We start from the raw sequence: 18,493 nt of genomic DNA on the forward strand, positions 1-18,493 counted from the left end.
TTGGACAATTTAAATTGCCCCTGAGAATAATATTCTAACTTTTGAATAAAATAAAAAAAAGAAAGCTTATTACTTTCTTTTTTATTGTCTTAAAGTGAACTTTGCACTGCAAGGCGTTTTTTTTGTTTATGTAAAACAAATAGCAAAATAATTCCTGCAAACATTGCCATTATTCCAATAGCACAAATAATTGTTAAACTTATTTGATTTGAAATTTTGGTTGATATGACACTAGTGTGATCGTCGTTTCAAACATTTCAATGTTCTTGAATTAAAGAGTCAACTTGTCAAAATCATGCATCAGGAGAAAACGCTATAAAAGATATAAATCCAACCGACATAGCATATTCTTTTTGACTAATTTTTAATTCATAAATTGTTGCTCAACGATTAGTTACCAAAAATCAAGATGTGGCTCCTAAACATAAGAACAAACCTGTAACTAGAACTTGAACAATTATTTTTCAAACTACACTTAAGTGATTAATATCATCTTCAAATCCGGGAATCAAAATTGCTGCTAGTGTTAACAAAGTAGAAATAAATAATCCACAAACAATAATTAATGTATATTTTTGAGTTTTATCACCAAATTTTCCAGCAGGCACAGCAATTACACTGCGCAATAAATAAGTTCTTATTAATCCTGCAGCTACAATAATAATTGCTGGAACTCCTAAGGTATCTAAGTAATTCATATAAACACTTAAACCTGTTTGATACATATAGACACCCATAATCAAGATGGTTACAATTAATAATTTATAATTTTTTAGAGGTAAGAAAATATCACTAATTTTAATTTTAAATTTTTGAGTGTCTTCTTCATCTTCAAAATATTTTTTTTCGGGAACAAATTGCCACAATAATCAAGCATTAATAAAAATTGCGGCTGTGAATATAAAAACTAAAATTGAAAATGCATATTTTCCTAAGGTTTCAGTTAGAAGTTTATCAAAAATCATAAAAATACCATATGCAAAAACTAATAATATTGTTCCAATAATTCCGTTTAGACTACCTTCCATTCCATTCAAATAACCATTTTCTGCTTTTGTTCCTTGTTGAGAAAGTAATTTTCACAACGCCGATCAGAAAATAAAGCACGTGCAAAAACTTCATCCAGAAAAAATAATATAAAGTTGCACTAATTTATAATTATCGATGAATGGTATAAAACCATATCATAAGTCTAAAATACCACTAATGGCCATTCCTCAAAATGCTAATTTTCTTAAATTAATATGGTCAGCAAAGAAACCACCGAAAACATAACTTAATAAAGCAACATATCCATAAATAGCAGTTCCTTGAGAAAATTGATCAGGAGTAATTCCTAAATACTTACTAATTTGATTTGAAGGAATTACATTTTTTAAATAAAACGGCACTAACATTACTAAAACATCTGATGCAGCTATGATTGCTAAAATATATACCCTTTTATTTATTTTAAATTTTTCTTTAAACATTAATTATTTAAATTAAATTTTTAAATTTGGGTTATCGCTAATAAAAGCGTGTAACAATTCTGGGCGATATATTTTTTTTAATATAACAACATCTTCATCTTTTTTGAATGTTCAAATGTTGAGCGGCAAATTAATTTTATTAATAATTGGATAACTTGATTTTAATTTTAGTGTTCCTACATAGGGGTGCAAGTAATCAAATTCTTTAATTAAATCATAATTAATTTTTGACAATCCTTCTACTAAATATCCACGTTTAAATTTATTACGATCAAGTGTTGCAATAAATTTTAAATCATTAAGTCCAAAACTTGAAACTATAATTTCTGCTTTAGTACTTTCTCTTAATTTATTCAAAGCATCTAATAAGATTTGACGCTCGCTTTTTGTGTAGCGATCTGGTTTAATTTCAACATTAATCATTTCATATTCTTTTGCAATTTTTTCAACAAAATCTTCGATGAATAATGGTGGTAATCAATCGGGATTTGTTTTAAAAAATGGGATTTGTTTAATTTCATCATAAGTAAAATGACGCACAGTTTTATCAACATTTGCAATACGTTTAAAATTGTGATCATGAAATATTATAATGCGTTTATCTTTTGTTAATCTAATATCAAATTCAACTGCCTTGCATGTTTTTAAAGCATTTTTAAAATCACGCATGCAATTTTCACCTTTAGGTGATCTAAACCCTCTGTGGGCTACTAGCATAAACGACCTCCGTCTTTTACCTAATACCTCTTGTGTTTACATTTTTATTATAAAACTCTTTTTTAGCAACAATCAAGTATTTACTAATTAATAAAAGTGATTTATTATCTTATTTCTTCTTCTAAATCTAAATTTCCTAAAATTTTCGATAACCCAAAAACAATTTTTTTCTCTAATTGTTTTTCAATTCGCTCTTTTGCTTTATCAAGTTTTTCTGATGAACTTATTAAAGTTCGTGAAACACCTTCAATATTTTTCAATTCTTTGCGAGAAATTAATATTGCTTTGGGAGCTTCAATTTGTCAGAAATTTTCAATTTGTTGTTGTTTTTTTTCATACTCTTTGATTAATGTTTTAACTTCTTGATCATCACCAATTGATTCTTTTAATTTTTTAATTTGTAATTCATAATTATTTTCAAACAACATCATATTACGTAAGATTTGAGTAACAAACACAAATTCATCTGGTCCACTAATTCAAATATTTGGGTATCGTTCACTTTTAACAAATGGTACACCTTTATATTTTTCATTAATACTAGTTGCAATTAAGATGGCATATTTCCCTCTTTCATTTAGCATATCTGTATTTAATTTATCTTCTCAATTATCTTTTCATTCAGCATTTTTCACTTCATAAATAATTGAACCAATTATTTTGGCATCTGATGTTTTAATAGATAATTTAAAATCGGCTTTTTTATTATCTTTTGAAACATTAATTTTTTCAATTACATCATACATTCCAAAACACTTGCGCAATTCTGATTCCACTTCATTTTCAAAGTTTTCGCCTTTTGTTTTGTTTTGCATTAATTTGTTTTTGGCATTAGCAATTTTTAGTTCTTCAATTTCATTAATATATTGAGATCTAATTTTTTCTTTAATTTCTAAGATTTCATTTTCTTTTAATAATTTTTGTTTTTCATTTAAAGCTTTTAATTCTTCAATTTGTTGCAGAAATTTATTTTGAGCTTCAAGCACTGCCATTTTTTTAATGTTTTCAATTTCTAAAACTTTGTTTTGTAAATCATTATTTAAATTTTGTAGTTTTTGATCAAACTCCAAATTGTTTTGTTTTAGTTTTAAACTATATTCATTTTTCAAAGAAGATTTAATTAATTCTAATTCTTCTTCTCGAAGTTGTTTTTTATATTTACTCTCATTGTCTTTAAAATACTTAAAAACCTCTGCTTCAGCATGAGATTCTAAAATATTAATTGGTTTTTGACAATGAGGACAAGTAATAAATACTTTTTCCATTATTCCTCATTTCTTATTTATTTAATACATTGTTCGAAGTAATACTTTTTTTGTTTAAAAAATATTTAGCATTGATTTAATGTATATTGAGTTGTATCTCATGATTATTATACTAGTTATAAATAAAAAAATTAGCCAAAGCTAATTTTTGTTTTTATTATAAGTATAAGTTACGTTTGTTAAATCCAACAACAGAACCATATATTAGTGGTGGCACAACGAATATTCAAACTGCATATGGTATTAACGAACTTCAATTATTTTTATTAATTAAATCATCATTACTAAATACATAAGTTGAAATATATGTAAAAAATTCTAAATCTTTGCTCCCGCTGATTGAATATACAATTCTCATTAAAGTTGAAACTGTTGAAATAAAAGCAATTGAAAATATTACTATATTTTTATTATTAAACAATGCGGCAAATAAGAAATTTAATGTCATTAAAAATATTGTTCCTAAAAAATAAGTAAATACTAAATTAATTTCTTTAGTATCACTTTCTCAACTACGATATTTTTCGGGAATCACATTAAAACCAATTACAAGAACAATTATTTGTAAAATTGCATAAGCAAATAACATGGCAAATATTGAAAAATATTTGTTAAGTAAAACGTTAGTTCTTGATTTATCTGATACTAAATAAATAGATAAACTACAGTTATCAATTTCTTTGGTTAAATTTATAAGTATCAACAGTGCAGCTAAGGCGCTTGTAAAAATCAAGCCAAATGTTCCAAAATATATTTTATTATATGTTTCTAAATAGCTTTGTGCTGTGGGGTTTTCTCCAGCTAATTTTCCTGTTGAAAAAAATGAAACTGCCATTAAGAAAAGTGAAACTGCTAAAATTGATAAATAGATTGATTTTGAAGTTTTAAATACTCTCTTTATTAAATTAAAGTTAATCATTTTTGTACTCCTCTTCATAAGTTTTTATTTCATATGCTTCTCAGAAAACTTTTTCAATATCTTTGTTTTCTTTTCTAATTGATTTAATATCATTGGCATAAATAATTTCACCTCTTTTTAAGATGGCAAATTCATCACACAATTCATCAACTTCTGACATAATGTGTGAAGATAAAATTATTGTTTTACCTTGTTCTTTTAATTCCTTAACAATATTTACAAATTTCTTTTGCATAACAGGATCTAAACCACTGGTTGGTTCATCAAATAAATAAATTTCTGAATCAACCATTAAACAAGCGATGATAGCAACTTTTTGTTTCATTCCTTTTGACATTTTTTTGATTGGTGAATCTGCATCTAAATCAAAGTAATTTATTAGTTTATCCATTTTGTCCAAATCAGAATTTGGTCTTAATTTTGCATAAAATTTTAAATATTCTTTTCCAGTACCTTCAAGCGGAATAATTGGTTCTCCGGGAATAAATGAAATTAAATCGTTGGTTTTGTGTGAGTTTCCTCAAACATCTATATTATTAATTTTTAATACACCTTCATTAATTTTGACAAATCCCAATAATGTTCTCATTAAAGTTGACTTACCAGAACCAGAAGGTCCTAAAATACCAAAACAAACACCTGTTTCAATATTTAAGTTAATGTTTTTAATACCTTTTTTGGCATTGTACATCATAGTCATATTATCTATATTTATAATTTTCATAGCTAACTCCTTGTAGTGATTTTAGCAAAAAAAATAAAAAAAATTATTATTAAAATAATTTTGTAAATATAAACTACGAATTAATTTTGTGTTTTAATTCTTTAATGAAATTTAAATCAAAAAAACCCGATTTTTCTTTAATCATTCTTTTGATTTCAACAACTGCATCTCAAATGATTTCTACAATTTTGGGACCATATTCTCATTTAATTCTATTTCTATTAAATTCAACTAAATCCAATATACGATATGAAAAGTCTTTATAAACTTTTACATCCAAATCATAGTCAATAAATTTTATTGTGTTTTCCTCATAAATATATGGAGAAGCTAAATTACAATAAAATTCATAACACCCATTTTTAAACATGCATAATATGTTAAATCATTTATCATGGGGGAAAAATCAAAGTGCTGGTTCTTTTGCCACTCACTTTGTGCCTTTTTTTTCATTTATTACTACTTTGTCATTATATAAAATTACATGCTCTTCATTTTTTTCAATTAACAAGGGCCTCTCTCAACTTCTGTAAACTACACCATTATGTTTATATGCGTGAACAAGTAATTTATCTCCAGGTTTAATGCCTTTCATAAATCCCACTTTCTTTTATTTATAATTTGTTTCTTTAAATATAATTATAACATTTATAAAATAGTTTGAAATTAAATTGGGTTTGTAATTTAGTTTTGAAGTTTAAAAATTAAAGCCTTAGGATAAAGTCATAACTCTTTTCCGCTTTTTATAAAAGTATCATCTTCTATTTTTTTACGAATACATACATATTTCATATTTTGAAAGTCAGCATTTGAATTTGGTCAATTCAAAATAGTACTATTTAATTTATTAAAATTTACTGTTCCATCTTTTCTTAATAAATTATCACATGAAATAAAATCCATTTGAGCTTCACGATTAACTTTTTTTAAATCATCATATAGTCAAATTTTATCATTTCCTTCATATTCAGATATTCCACCATTGACTCCTAGAGCATTATAAAATAAAGATTTAAGTTCATCATCACTTTTTGATAATGATGATTTAATTTGTTTTAACAATGAACTATAATCATTTACTGCTTTTATATTAAAATTTTTACTTAAGTCAAAATAATTAGTTTTTAAATTATTACTAATTTTATTACGATTAATAATAATTTTTATTGGGTCAACATCTTTTTTATAATAAAAAGAATTATCTTTTGCATTTATATAAATTGTAACTTGTTCCTTATTTATATCTATTTTTAAAAAATCTACTTGTGTTCACATTATGTGTTTGTAATTTTCTTTAACTATATTAATAAAATCTTTTGAACTAGTTCTTTTACTATACTCATCATTATAAATATCAATTTCATTAGACTTTCCATATCATGGTTTTTGTGAATATTCATCATTTATTTTATTTAAGTAACTTGAAAGATATTTTTTATTATATGATTTTTTTCAATAAAACTCGTTGTTTTTAAATAAATCATCTTTGTATAAATCTGTTTTATCTGCTTGATTATCAATAATGTCTTTTTTGGAGATAAAATTGAATTTATTGTTACTATTATCGTTTTCTGTTTTAACAACTCTTTTGTATGTTTTAATTTCATCTAATATTGGTAATGCACAACCATTAATATCAAATAGACCTTTATTCCATCATGTACTTCCCAATTTATAGCCATTGTGATTATTATTTCTTAAATAATCAACTCCTTCATAAGTTGCTCAGCTTGTTTTTCCTTTTAATAATCATCCTGGTTCTCATCAATAATAACCAACCTTACTATTTGGCAATGCTTTAGAAATTGTATTTAGGAAAACATTAAATAAATACACTGATCCTTCAGAACTAACTGGGGCTCTTTTAATTGAATCTGCATATGACATTTGATCATTAGAAGTATCACCAATGTAAGAATCATTAGTGGCAGCATAAACTGAAGAATACTCCATTATTAAAGTGTCTTTATTATAGTTACTTTTAATATATCTCATTGAGTCAAATAAATCATCCATATCATGTCAATTTCACTGGGGATAAAATGAAAGTCCAATATAATCAACATTTTTAAATACATATTTATTTTCCATAAATTTATTTAATGGATATTTAAAGCTTTTAATATTTGAACAATCTAGATGTATTATTGTTTTAATTGCCAGCTTATTCTTTATATCAAAATTTTTGACAGCTTTTATTCCATTTTCTAAATAACTTTGGGTTTCTCCAAAATTATATTTGCTATTTGTTCACAAAAAGCCTCTGCTTATTTCATTACCAATTTGCACTGCTGATATATATTGAGAAAGTCCAACTTTAGTGAAATTTTCTAATACTTGATTAGTATACTCATAAACAAGTTTTGCAATTTCGGTAGCTGACTTGTGTTCTCATTTTTTTGGTGGTTTTTGAACTTGGGGATCTGCTCAAAAATCAGAATATTGAAAATCAATAAAAAAATCGTGTATACCCTCTTTTTTTGCTTGCTTCATAATTCAAATGTCAGTGTCAATATCGTTATGACCACCACCATATGAATTACCTTTGTCGTCATATGGATCATTTCATAACCTTAGTCTTATGGAATTAACACCCTTTCATTTTAGAATTTTAAAAAAATTATCATATTTTAAAGTTCCATTTTCGTCAATATATGAGTATAAATTTTGATTAATATAGTTTTCTTGTTCTTCATCAATATCTTTATATCTATATTTTGAATAGCCTTTTTCAAATAAAAAATTTTCCACTACTTCAGCATAACTCGATGTATCACAGCCATTTATTATGTCGTTATTTTTAGCAATTACTTTACTTCTATGATTATCTTCTTTATGAGAAGAACAATTTATTAATGCAATAAATGGACATAAAGTTAAAATTATTAATAGTGTTATTTTTAATATTTTGTTCATCATGCACCATAGTTTTTTTATTATTCTAATAAAAAAAAAAAAAAAACAAGTAGATACACTTGTTTAGCAAATTTTTGTTAATTGTTATAAAAAAATAACTACATTAAAGAGAAAAACATAAAATTTAAAACTGGCTTAACCTTTAATGAATAATATTTTGTAAATGCCATTTAAATTTTCAGATTCAAATTTTAGTTCTTCAATTGTGCTTCCTTTTGAAATTTTTTCAAAATCGTTTTTGTCAAATTTGGTTGTATTATTATTTCCATCACATCAAGAAAGATTTACAAAGTTACCAATCGGTTTTGTATTATCTGTTGTATTAATATCACTTCAATTAAGCTTTCAAGTTGTTTTATCGGAATTGACTTGTTTTACTTCACTTTCTAATGCTGGGAAGTGAATTATTCTTAAATCATATTTTTTTAAATCATCATAGTCTTTTAAAGTTATTTTAAATGTTTTAGATTTTTGATCTTCTTGAATTAAATTTTTATTTGGATCATCTTTGCTGATTCAAGTCATATTTAAATCACGTTTAACAATAACTCTTAATGAATTTTTTAATTTTGTTTTTCCTTTTTCTGTTGGATTAAAGTCAAAATATGCAGTGTCTTTTTCAAGAATTATGTCTGTTGTTCAATTGTGACCCACTGCGTTCATATGTCGACTTCCAGCACCAACGGCAAAATCATTTTTTGCTGTATTGGTTGGATCTTCCAAATCAAATTCAATATCTTTAATTAGTTGTGATCTAACATCTTCAAATAATTGTCCATATGTTGTTGTTTTACCAATTTTGACAACAACTTTAGATAAATCATCAGTTTTAATTTTAAAGGTTACTTCAACTGTACCAATAAATTTATTTGTATTTTTTACAGCAATAGTTGCTTTATTGTTTTTTTCATCAACCGTTGCTTTAATGTCTTCTTTTGTTAATCCTGAATCTGGATTTTTAGTAATAACAGCAGCAATTATAGTTGCTTCTTTTGCATCATCTAAATAACCTAATTCTTTATTTTTAATAATATCTGCCAAATTGTTAGATTTGATAGTAAAAGTTACTTCAACTGAACCAGTAAATTTATTTGTATCTACTGGTGTAATTGTTGCTTTGTTTTTGGCTTTATCAATTTTTGCTTCAATATCTTCTTTTTTTAATCCTGAATCTAGATTTTTAGTAATAACAGCAGCAATTATAGTTGCTTCTTTTGCATCATCTAAGGCACCTAATTTTGTATTTTTAATAAGTTTTGTTAAGTCTTTGACTAATTGCTTATCTTTACCACAAGAAATAATTGTTACTGCTGATGTTGCAATCATGCCAAAAGAACCTAATAATCCTATTAGTTTTTTCATCTACTTTTTTTCCTTTCGTTTATTTATTTGATAATTTTATTTAATTATTTTTTTAAAATTTAATACTCTAATATAACAGTGTTTCTATACTTAGTATCTACAAAAAAAAAAAAAAAAGCAAGGATAAATCTGCTTAATTTTTGTATTATGTATAAAAAACATACTTAAACGTTATTTATATTCTCGCTTTTTGTTAGTAATTACATAAATTTAAATTTTGCTACATTAACCTTTAATGAATAATATTTTGTAAATGTCATTTAAATTTTCAGATTCAAATTTTAGTTCTTCAATTGTGCTTCCGCTTGCAACTTTATCAAAATCATCTTTTTTAAAATTTTGATGTCCATCACTTCCATCACATCAAGAAAGATTTACAAAGTTACCAATCGGTTTTGTATTATCTGTTGTATTAATATCACTTCAATTAAGCTTTCAAGTAGTTTTATCGGAATTGGCTTGTTTTATTTCGCTTTCTAATGCCGGGAAGTGAATTATTCTTAAATCATATTTGTTTAAATCATCATATTCTTTTAAAATTATTTTAAATGTTTTAGATTTTTGATCTTCTTGAATTAAATTTTTATTTGGATCGTCTTTGCTAATTCAAGTCAAATTTAAATTGCGTTTAACAATAACTCTTAATGAATTTTTTAATTTTGTTTTTCCTTTTTCTGTTGGATTAAAGTCAAAATATGCAGTGTCTTTTTCAAGAATTTTGTCTTTTCAAGAATGTCCAGATCCACCCAAATGTTGACTCATAGGAGTAACAAAGAAATCATTGTTTGTTATATTAGTTGGTTCATTACTGTTAAATACAACATCTTTAATTAATTGTGATTTAACATTCTCAAATAATTGAACGTATGTTGTGTTTTCATCAATATTAACAACAACTTTCGCCAAATCATTAGTTTTAATTTTAAAGGTCACTTCCGCTGAACCAATAAATTTATCTGTATTTTTTACAGCAATAGTTGCTTTATTGTTTTTTTCATCAACTTCTGCTTTAATATCTTCTTTTGTTAATCCTGAATCTGGATTTTTAGCAACAACGGCAGCAATTACAGTTTCTGGTTTTGCATCATCTAAGGCACCTAAATATTTAATTTTAATAATATCTACTAAGTTTGGTTTGACTATGAAAGTTACTTCAACTTCTTCAATAAATTTAGTTGAATCAACTGCTGTAATAATTGCTTTATTGTTTTTTTCATCAACTTCCGCATCAATATCTTCTTTTGTTAATCCTGAATCTGGATTTTTAGCAATAACGGCAGCAATTACAGTTTCTGGTTTTGCATCATCTAAGGCACCTAATTTTGTATTTTTAATAAGTTTTGTTAGATTTGACTTAATATTGAAAATTACATCTACTGAACCAATAAAATTACTTGATTTTTTGGCAGTTATAGTTGCTGCGTTATTAAGTTCATCAATTTCTACCGTAATATCTTTACTTATTAATCCTGAATTGGGATTTTTAGCAAGGACAGCAGCAATTATTATATCTTGCTTTGCATAATCTAAAATCCCTAAATCTCTATTTTTGATAACTTTTAATAATTCTTGTTTGAGAGTAAAAGTTACACTTACTGATCCAATAAATTTACTTGATGTATTTGCAATAATTGTTGCCATATTATAATATTCATTAACTTCCGCCGTGATATCTTTATTGGTTAATCCTAAATTGGGATTATTTGCAATAACGGCGGCAATGATAATTTTGGGAGTTGCAAAATCTAACATCCCTAAATCTGTTTTTTTAATAACTTCTGATAATTTCGGTTTAATAGCGAAGATTACATCTACTGAACCGGTAAGTTTATTTTTATCAGCTGAAATAATTGTTGCTTTTTTATTGCCTTCATCAACTATTGCCTTGATATCATCACTTGTTAATCCTGATTCTCAATTCTTATTTAGAACGGCTTTAATAATTGTTTCTGATTTTGCATCATCTAACGTTCCTAAATCTTTGTGTTTAATAAGATTTAATAAGTTTGGTTTAATGGTGAAAACCACATTAACTGATCCAACAAATTTACTAGAATCAAATGCGGTAATATTTGCTATATTGTTGGTTGCATCAACAGTTGCTACAATATCATCTTTTGTTAATCCTGAATTTAAATTTTTAATAAGCACAGCTGAAATAATTGTTTCTGATTTTGCATCTTCTAACATTCCTAATTCTTTGTTTATAATGAGTTTTGTTAGATCTTTAATCAATGCTTTGTCATTACCACAAGAAATAGTTGTTGCTATTGATGTTATCGCCATACCAAAAGAACCTAATAATCCTATTAGTTTTTTCATTTATTATTTTCCTTTCGTTTTTTTAAATTATTATTTTTCTAATATTTGTTTATTAATCTAATATGAATGTGTTTATATAATTAGTATTCACAAAAAAAAAAAAAAAAGCAAATAATTAAATGAAATCTTTACAACTATAAAATTAAAAAACGAATTAACTTCGTTTTTTAATAATTTTGAAATTATAATTTTGAACAACCAAGCAAAGTCGCTTCATCAATATTTTCAGCAAAAGATAATTTTATATCAAAACCACCGCTATTTAATATTGATTTAACTTCTTCAAAAACATTTATATAAAAATCCTTGTTGTGTAATGCCACCGATCCACCCAATACGACTTGTGATGGATTGAAAAAATATATTGCTGTTGTGAAAAATTGAACTAATCTATTTTTCATTTCTAAAAAGTAATTATTTACTACTTTATTGTTATTATTTTTATACATTTCAAAGGCTTCTTTTGCACTTGAAATATTAACTCCTAATTTTTGTAAATTTAATTCAATGTTTTTTCCTGATGCAATAAATTCAATCCCAGAGTTAGTAACCTTATCAGAACTCAAATCAGGAATTGCGTTGTAAACTTCTAATGCCAAGCCTTTTGATCCAGAAAATATTTTTCCTTGATTAACAAAACCAGCTCCTAATCCCGTTGAAATTGTAAAGTATAAAATTGAATGAATCGGTTTTTTTTCATTTTTAATAATGTATTGGCCAAGAGCAGCTACATTGGCATCATTGTTTATATTAATTTGCACCTTGTATTTGGCATAAAATATTTCTTTAATGTTTTTATTATTTCAAGTTTCTAAATTTGGTGTATTTAATATAATTCCATTTTCAATATCTAATGGTCCAGGAGATGCAATTCCAATTGATTCAATTTTTTGATCATCTTTTAATTGGTCAATTATTGAGAAAATTTTGTCAATCATCTTTTGAAAGTGTTTTACATCATTTTTAAATATTTCAATTTTGTTAATTTTGTTATTAATTATTGAGCCAACTCTTATAGAAGTTCCCCCAATATCTATTCCTATTTTCATTTAATATTTTCCTTTAAAGTAAATTTTAATTAATTTTTATATTTAACATATTTTGTTATTAATTTAGAAGTTTTTTCTCTAAAATTTCTATATTTTTCTTCATTTATTGAAAATAATTTTTTTGACAATATATCACATAAATATATAGCTGGAAGAATAGAAGAAATATAAAAATCAGAACTGGTTATATTATTAGAAACAAATGGAATACAAAAGTTAGTAACTTTAGCCAATGTAGAATTTGGATTCGAACAAATCGAAACAACACTTAGGCCTTTATCCTTCGCTATTTTTGCTGCTTCAACAATTATTTTACTTTCTCCAGAAATTGAAACACAAATAAGAAGATCTTCAGAGTCAAGCGAAAGTGTTTTTGAAACAATATATCCGTCTTCCGTTTTTAAAACCGATGATTGTATACCAAATCTAATTAAACGGTATGACATTTCCATACAAACTAATTCACTTTCTCCTAAACCCAAAAAATAAATATACTTCTTTTTAAGTATTAATTGAACAAAATCTGTTATTAATTTATCATCTATATTTTTTGAATTTTCATTTAAGATTTTAAAATATAAATATGTTATTTCATTATTATTATCATTGCCTACGTTATCTTGAAAATCTTTGCTTGATTTAAGTTCTTCTTCTTTAAGAAAAAATGTTAATTCTTTCATACTGGAAAAATTCATTTTTTTTAAAAAAGAATACAAAGTAGAAAATCCTGTGTTAGTTTTTTTAAATATGTTTTTTATACTAATTTCTTCTACGTTTGTATTAAAGTCAATTAAATATTTGTATATTTTATCTTCATTTTTTGATAAAGGTTTTTTTAATGAATTGTATCTTTCAATTAAATTATTTTTCATCATTAAATCCCTTTTCTCGAAAAATATTATTACTTAAATTAAAGTTATTCCTTTTGTAATTTTATCAAATTTTGTTTCTACATAATTTATTTTTTTAGAATTAAAAATATTTCTAATAAATATAAAACTGTTTAATAATTGTGCTTTTCCTAAGAAAATTTGATATTTTATATTATTTCTTTTATGTCAAGAAACTTTTTCTCATTGTGAATTTAAAATAGCAATTCAACCCACACCTATTAAAAAGGCTAATACATACATCACCGGTTTATTTGCAAATGTTCATCCATAAATAACTCCAGCACCAACTTTTAAGTAACCACCAACTGCAACATAAAAACATGCTCCTAAAATTGCACCGGAAATATTAACTATTCAATATCTCAAAGGTTTTCTTATAAAAAATGGAATAGCGCCTTCTGATATACCAAGTATACCCATGACCAAACATGAACTACCTTGAACTTTTTCTTGTTGTGAAAAGTATTTATTTCCAATAAATACTGATAAACCAACTCCTAGAACTGGAATACCAATTGCTATATTACCTGCTGCATTTGGTGTATATCTTACTGCGTCAGGTAAAGTTGTATCCGATCAAATAACTGTATATGCAGCTCATGCAGCTTTGTTAACTGGACCACCTAAATCAAATGCCATCATTGCGGCAATTAAAGCTGATAAAGAAATTTTAGATCCATTTTGTGATTGAACATTTAAAACAAATTGTTTTAATCCTTCATTTAATTTCATCAAAGGATAACCACACATTCATCATGCAACTATTATTGCCACTAGTGAACCAAATAAAGGCACAAATAATACAGAACCCAATACTTTTGCTTTTCCTTTTGGAGTCATATATTTAATTATTAGTTTAAGCATGTAACCAGCTATTAAAGCGCTTATAACAACTCCAACAAATCCTGTATTTCTTAACACCGATAGTGCTCCACAAATAAATCCAATTGATAATCCGGCTTTACCGTTTATTGAATAACCTATAAAACCACCTAAAAACATTGGAAATAACATTTGCAACCCTATATTCATTCCCATTATTTGCATTGTATATAAAAATCCATTAATGCCTTTTACATTACTTACAAATGCACTTGGATTATCTCAAGAAAATTGGTACAGACCACCCAACGCTTGACCACCACCACTTAGTGTAAATTGCGCAATTAATTGTGCAACACCAATCATAAGTCCGCAACCAATTAACAATGGAACGCAATATCCAATTCCCGTCATCATATGCTTCAACAAATCTCTACTATTTTGTATTACAAATTTTAAATATTTATTATTTGTTTTTATCTCATCATAATGGGGTTTTAAATCAAAATAATCTATGTTTTCATTATTTTTTTTATTTTTAAAATTTTCAAATTGTTTTAATGCTTTTTTAAAAACCTCTTCTCCATTTTTTATCATTTCATTTGTTGTACATCTATAAATAAACTTGTTGTTATAATTATTATCTAAATCAACTTCTACGTCAGCTGCAACAACCAAAAACATTACTTTTTTTAGTTCTTCTTTTGTTAATTTATTTTCAATTCCTAGTGAACCATGTGCTTCAACTTTAAATCCATATCCTAGAGATTTGCAAGCTCTTTCTAGTGCCTCTTTAGCCATATAAGTATGTGCTAATCCTGCTGCACATGATGTAATACCCGCAATAATTTTATCTTTTTGCATATCACTTTTTAATGTTTCAAATTCTTTATTAGCAACTATTGATTCTATTAATTCATAAATTTCTTTTTCATCATTTGATTTTGTTAAACTTTCTCTAAATTTTTCATCTTGAATAGCTTGAGCAACCTTTGCAAGATCTTGTAAATAGTCTCCATTTTTTTCAGGAATTAAAAATGAAATTATGTACTGAACCGGCTTATTATCAAAGGTTTCTCAATCACTAATTGGATTTTTTAATTTTAAATAAAATAAAGCCGGGCTTTTAATTTTTTCACCTTTTGCATGAGGAATTGCAAATCCATCTTCAAGTCCTGTTGAAATTTGATTTTCTCTTTCTTGATATAAATCTAATATTGATTGATCATTTGTATAATTTTTAGATATTTCTGATAAAAACTCAAATACTTCTTGCTTATTTTTACAGGAAACATCAAGTTTAATATTATTAATTCTAAACTTTTCCATTTTTCTCCTTAAAATTCATAAACTTTGAACTCATTAGGTTCTATAAATTCTGAATTTTCTAATTTTTTATCTTCTAAAACATTTATTTCTTTTAAATTAATGTCTTTAATATTAATTTTGTTATTAGTTGGGTTATAAATTCTTATAATGTTTTTTTGTAAATCATATGATTTCTTTAAACATGAAACCACAAGAGAACTATCTATATTTGTTTTTAATAAATCATTATCATATTTTTTTATTTTCATAGTTGGTAAAACAAACATGTCTCCATTTTTTTCAAATAAGTTTATTTTTTGAACTTGATAATATGTATTATCGATACATCAATCTTTAGATTCAACAACAACGTTATTGTCATTATCTGAAATTCCAAATCTAAACTTAATATTTAAATTTTTACCTTTTAAATTACCATCTGGCGTTTCAAGTGGAAACACTGAATTTCCAGAAGCCCTTTCTGGTCTGTATAGTAAATTGTTTCTTCCAATATAAGAAACCGCTCTAAATAATGTTATAGCTAATTTTTTATTATCTAAATTTGATAATTGATATTCATTGTTACATTTAGAAAATACTGAGTATGTATAATCATTAGATTTTTTTCAACAACATGACTCTAAAGCTTCGATATCCACTGGGTAGTCATTTCATTTGTCATTTTTTCAAATTTTTAATTCATTTTCATAACAATTTTTATTACGCTTAATTTTACCAAAGGATGTGTCGCTATAACTTTCATTAGAATCAATGTTGGTATTAAATAAGATTCTTCATCTGATATCTTCTGCAGTGTTTTTAGTATCAATATCAAGATCAATTTTGTTTTCAAATAAATAAAATTTTATATTAAAAATTTGTTCTGTTTTATTATTGTTTTGCTCTATTTGATAATGAAAATTTGCTTCTAAACTAGGTATTAAATTATCGTCACATGACAATAATTGAATTTTTTTTAACTTAGAAGTTATTACTTCGTCATAAGTTTCAGGTGAGTAATCATATAAATCACCAACATCTTTGTTAGATTCTAAAATTATTGCATTTTTAAATGTAATATTTCTTTTTTTATCTTTTAAAATAATTTCATTATTTTCTACTTTTAACATGTAAAAATTATTTTCAATAAAATTATTTTTGTTAATTATTGATTTAATTTCAAAATCATCTTCGATAATTTTGAAGGTTTTTATAGAAACTGGTTCAACATTTTTAAATTCTAAAATTATTTTATGTCAATAAAAACTTTCTTTATTTTTGTTTTCGGTAATTGATGTATTTTGAATATTTTTGTTAATCTTAAATTCATTTGCATCAACATAATCTTTGGAAACAACTTTATATTTAATTTCATTATTTTTTTCATCTAAAATTTTAAAACTTTTTTTTCTTGTAAAAATAGTCATTGTATATTTTAAATTTCTGACAAGCGGTTCAAGATTAAATATTAACAAATCATTGTCATTACATTTATTTGCAAAAGAAATTTGTCTTTGTATAAAAGTAATTAATGAATTAATATTATCTGTTGCTACATTTAATCTTTCAATTATACTTCTATTTGTTTTATCACTATTGCATCCACCAACACTATCATGTGCTTGACATTCAAAAAGTATTCTTTGCGAAAGTTGTAATAAATCATTTGGATATTTTCCACCACTTTTTTCATATATTAAACTAAGAGGCTCTGCAATTTTATATATTAAATATTCTAAGTTTTTAGTTAAATATTTAATATCATATCTAGAAGAATTTATAGTTTTATGAACTCTAGAATATTCTCCATATCTTAACTCTCCACTTAGTTGTTTTGTTTTAATATTTTCTATATCTTTTAATATTTCATCAGTAAATTCTTCATAACTAGTTAGTATTCATTCATTTTCATCATCTAGTTTATTTATTTCTGAAATTAATTCACCCAAATTTTCAAAACAAACCATTTGATCTGAACCTCAAGGAAATAAAACTTTGTTGTTTGTATTTTTGCTTGCATTTTTTAGTTCTTGCAATAAATTCATCGCTTTATCATTTTTTATTGATTCAAATATTTTTTTTGCATTTTCTTTTATATTTTCTTTTTCATAACCATCTCTAAAAAGATCATATGTGAATCTTCCTCCACAAGTGTATCCATATTTAAATAAGTTATATTCAACAATTTCGGTACCATCAATACCAACTCATTTATTTAAGACACCTTCTTCTAAGTGTTCTTTTTTAACACCACGTCAGTGTATAAAAGATTTCATTCCAAACTTATTAAATATTTGAGGTAAATTTGAATTAAAACCAAATGAATCTGGCATATATGCCACCCTCATATAGTTACCATACTTTTGGCTTTCTTTTATTCCTGTAAGCATGTTTCTTAATATTGATTCTCCAGTAACATTAAATGTGTCAGTTTGCGTGTATCAAGGACTAATCACCAATTTATTGTTTTTAACCATGTCTTTTATTTTAGATTCATCTTTAGGAGCAATCTTTAAATATTCATCAACAACTGAATATTGAGAATCATAAACAAATTTTGGAAAATTTGCCTGCTTTTGTTTATATTCTTCAAATATTTTTTTAAAATTAAAATACAAAAATGTATTTGCTGTTGCTTTTGTAAAATATCATTCCCTATCTCAATGAGTGTGGGGAACAACATAAATTTTTCATTTTTTCATTTTTTATCCCTTTCCAAAAATA

Annotated in this window: 13 protein-coding genes; all 13 read right to left on the reverse strand. The window is 25.1% G+C overall.

Features of this window, described 5'->3' with window-relative positions; translation table 4 throughout:
- Positions 1-89 precede the first annotated feature (89 nt).
- The 13 genes from AACL01_RS02705 to AACL01_RS02765 all read right to left on the reverse strand — a co-directional run bounded on the left by AACL01_RS02705 (position 90) and on the right by AACL01_RS02765 (position 18,471).
- Positions 90-1,472: an MFS transporter gene (locus tag AACL01_RS02705; RefSeq protein WP_339022565.1), complete on the reverse strand. Its 1,383-nt coding sequence runs from the start codon at positions 1,470-1,472 to the stop codon at positions 90-92.
- 12 nt (positions 1,473-1,484) lie between these two features.
- Positions 1,485-2,189 (reverse strand): glycerophosphodiester phosphodiesterase, encoded by a 705-nt coding sequence (locus AACL01_RS02710; RefSeq protein ID WP_339022566.1) that lies wholly within the window; start codon positions 2,187-2,189, stop codon positions 1,485-1,487.
- Between the two features lie 104 nt (positions 2,190-2,293).
- A complete protein-coding gene (locus AACL01_RS02715) occupies positions 2,294-3,454 on the reverse strand; it encodes a DUF2130 domain-containing protein (RefSeq protein ID WP_339022568.1) in 1,161 nt (386 codons plus the stop codon).
- A 157-nt stretch (positions 3,455-3,611) separates the two neighbouring features.
- On the reverse strand, positions 3,612-4,373 hold the full coding sequence (locus tag AACL01_RS02720) for a hypothetical protein (protein WP_339022570.1): 762 nt from the start codon (positions 4,371-4,373) through the stop codon (positions 3,612-3,614).
- On the reverse strand, positions 4,366-5,097 hold the full coding sequence (locus AACL01_RS02725; protein ID WP_339022571.1) for an ABC transporter ATP-binding protein: 732 nt from the start codon (positions 5,095-5,097) through the stop codon (positions 4,366-4,368). The genes AACL01_RS02720 and AACL01_RS02725 overlap by 8 nt, the downstream gene beginning before the upstream one ends.
- Positions 5,098-5,170: 73 nt before the next feature.
- Positions 5,171-5,692: a DUF402 domain-containing protein gene (locus AACL01_RS02730; RefSeq protein ID WP_339022572.1), complete on the reverse strand. Its 522-nt coding sequence runs from the start codon at positions 5,690-5,692 to the stop codon at positions 5,171-5,173.
- Positions 5,693-5,781: 89 nt separating this feature from the next.
- Entirely contained in the window at positions 5,782-8,013 is a 2,232-nt protein-coding gene (locus AACL01_RS02735) for a glycosyl hydrolase 53 family protein (RefSeq protein WP_339022574.1), read from the reverse strand.
- A 135-nt stretch (positions 8,014-8,148) separates the two neighbouring features.
- Positions 8,149-9,375, reverse strand: a complete 1,227-nt coding sequence (locus AACL01_RS02740; RefSeq protein ID WP_339022575.1) for a lipoprotein — start codon at positions 9,373-9,375, stop codon at positions 8,149-8,151.
- Between the two features lie 225 nt (positions 9,376-9,600).
- A complete protein-coding gene (locus AACL01_RS02745; RefSeq protein WP_339022576.1) occupies positions 9,601-11,697 on the reverse strand; it encodes a hypothetical protein in 2,097 nt (698 codons plus the stop codon).
- Between the two features lie 182 nt (positions 11,698-11,879).
- Complete coding sequence (locus AACL01_RS02750) at positions 11,880-12,746, reverse strand: ROK family protein (RefSeq protein WP_339022578.1); 867 nt, start codon at positions 12,744-12,746, stop codon at positions 11,880-11,882.
- 29 nt (positions 12,747-12,775) lie between these two features.
- A complete protein-coding gene (locus AACL01_RS02755; RefSeq protein WP_339022580.1) occupies positions 12,776-13,621 on the reverse strand; it encodes a MurR/RpiR family transcriptional regulator in 846 nt (281 codons plus the stop codon).
- Between the two features lie 30 nt (positions 13,622-13,651).
- Positions 13,652-15,790, reverse strand: a complete 2,139-nt coding sequence (locus AACL01_RS02760) for a PTS fructose transporter subunit IIABC (protein WP_339022582.1) — start codon at positions 15,788-15,790, stop codon at positions 13,652-13,654.
- A gap of 8 nt (positions 15,791-15,798) precedes the next feature.
- A complete protein-coding gene (locus tag AACL01_RS02765) occupies positions 15,799-18,471 on the reverse strand; it encodes a glycoside hydrolase family 38 C-terminal domain-containing protein (protein WP_339022583.1) in 2,673 nt (890 codons plus the stop codon).
- Positions 18,472-18,493: the final 22 nt, after the last annotated feature.

The sequence above is a fragment of the Spiroplasma endosymbiont of Crioceris asparagi genome (assembly GCF_964020035.1).
Lineage (GTDB): Bacteria > Bacillota_I > Bacilli_A > Mycoplasmatales > Mycoplasmataceae > TIUS-1.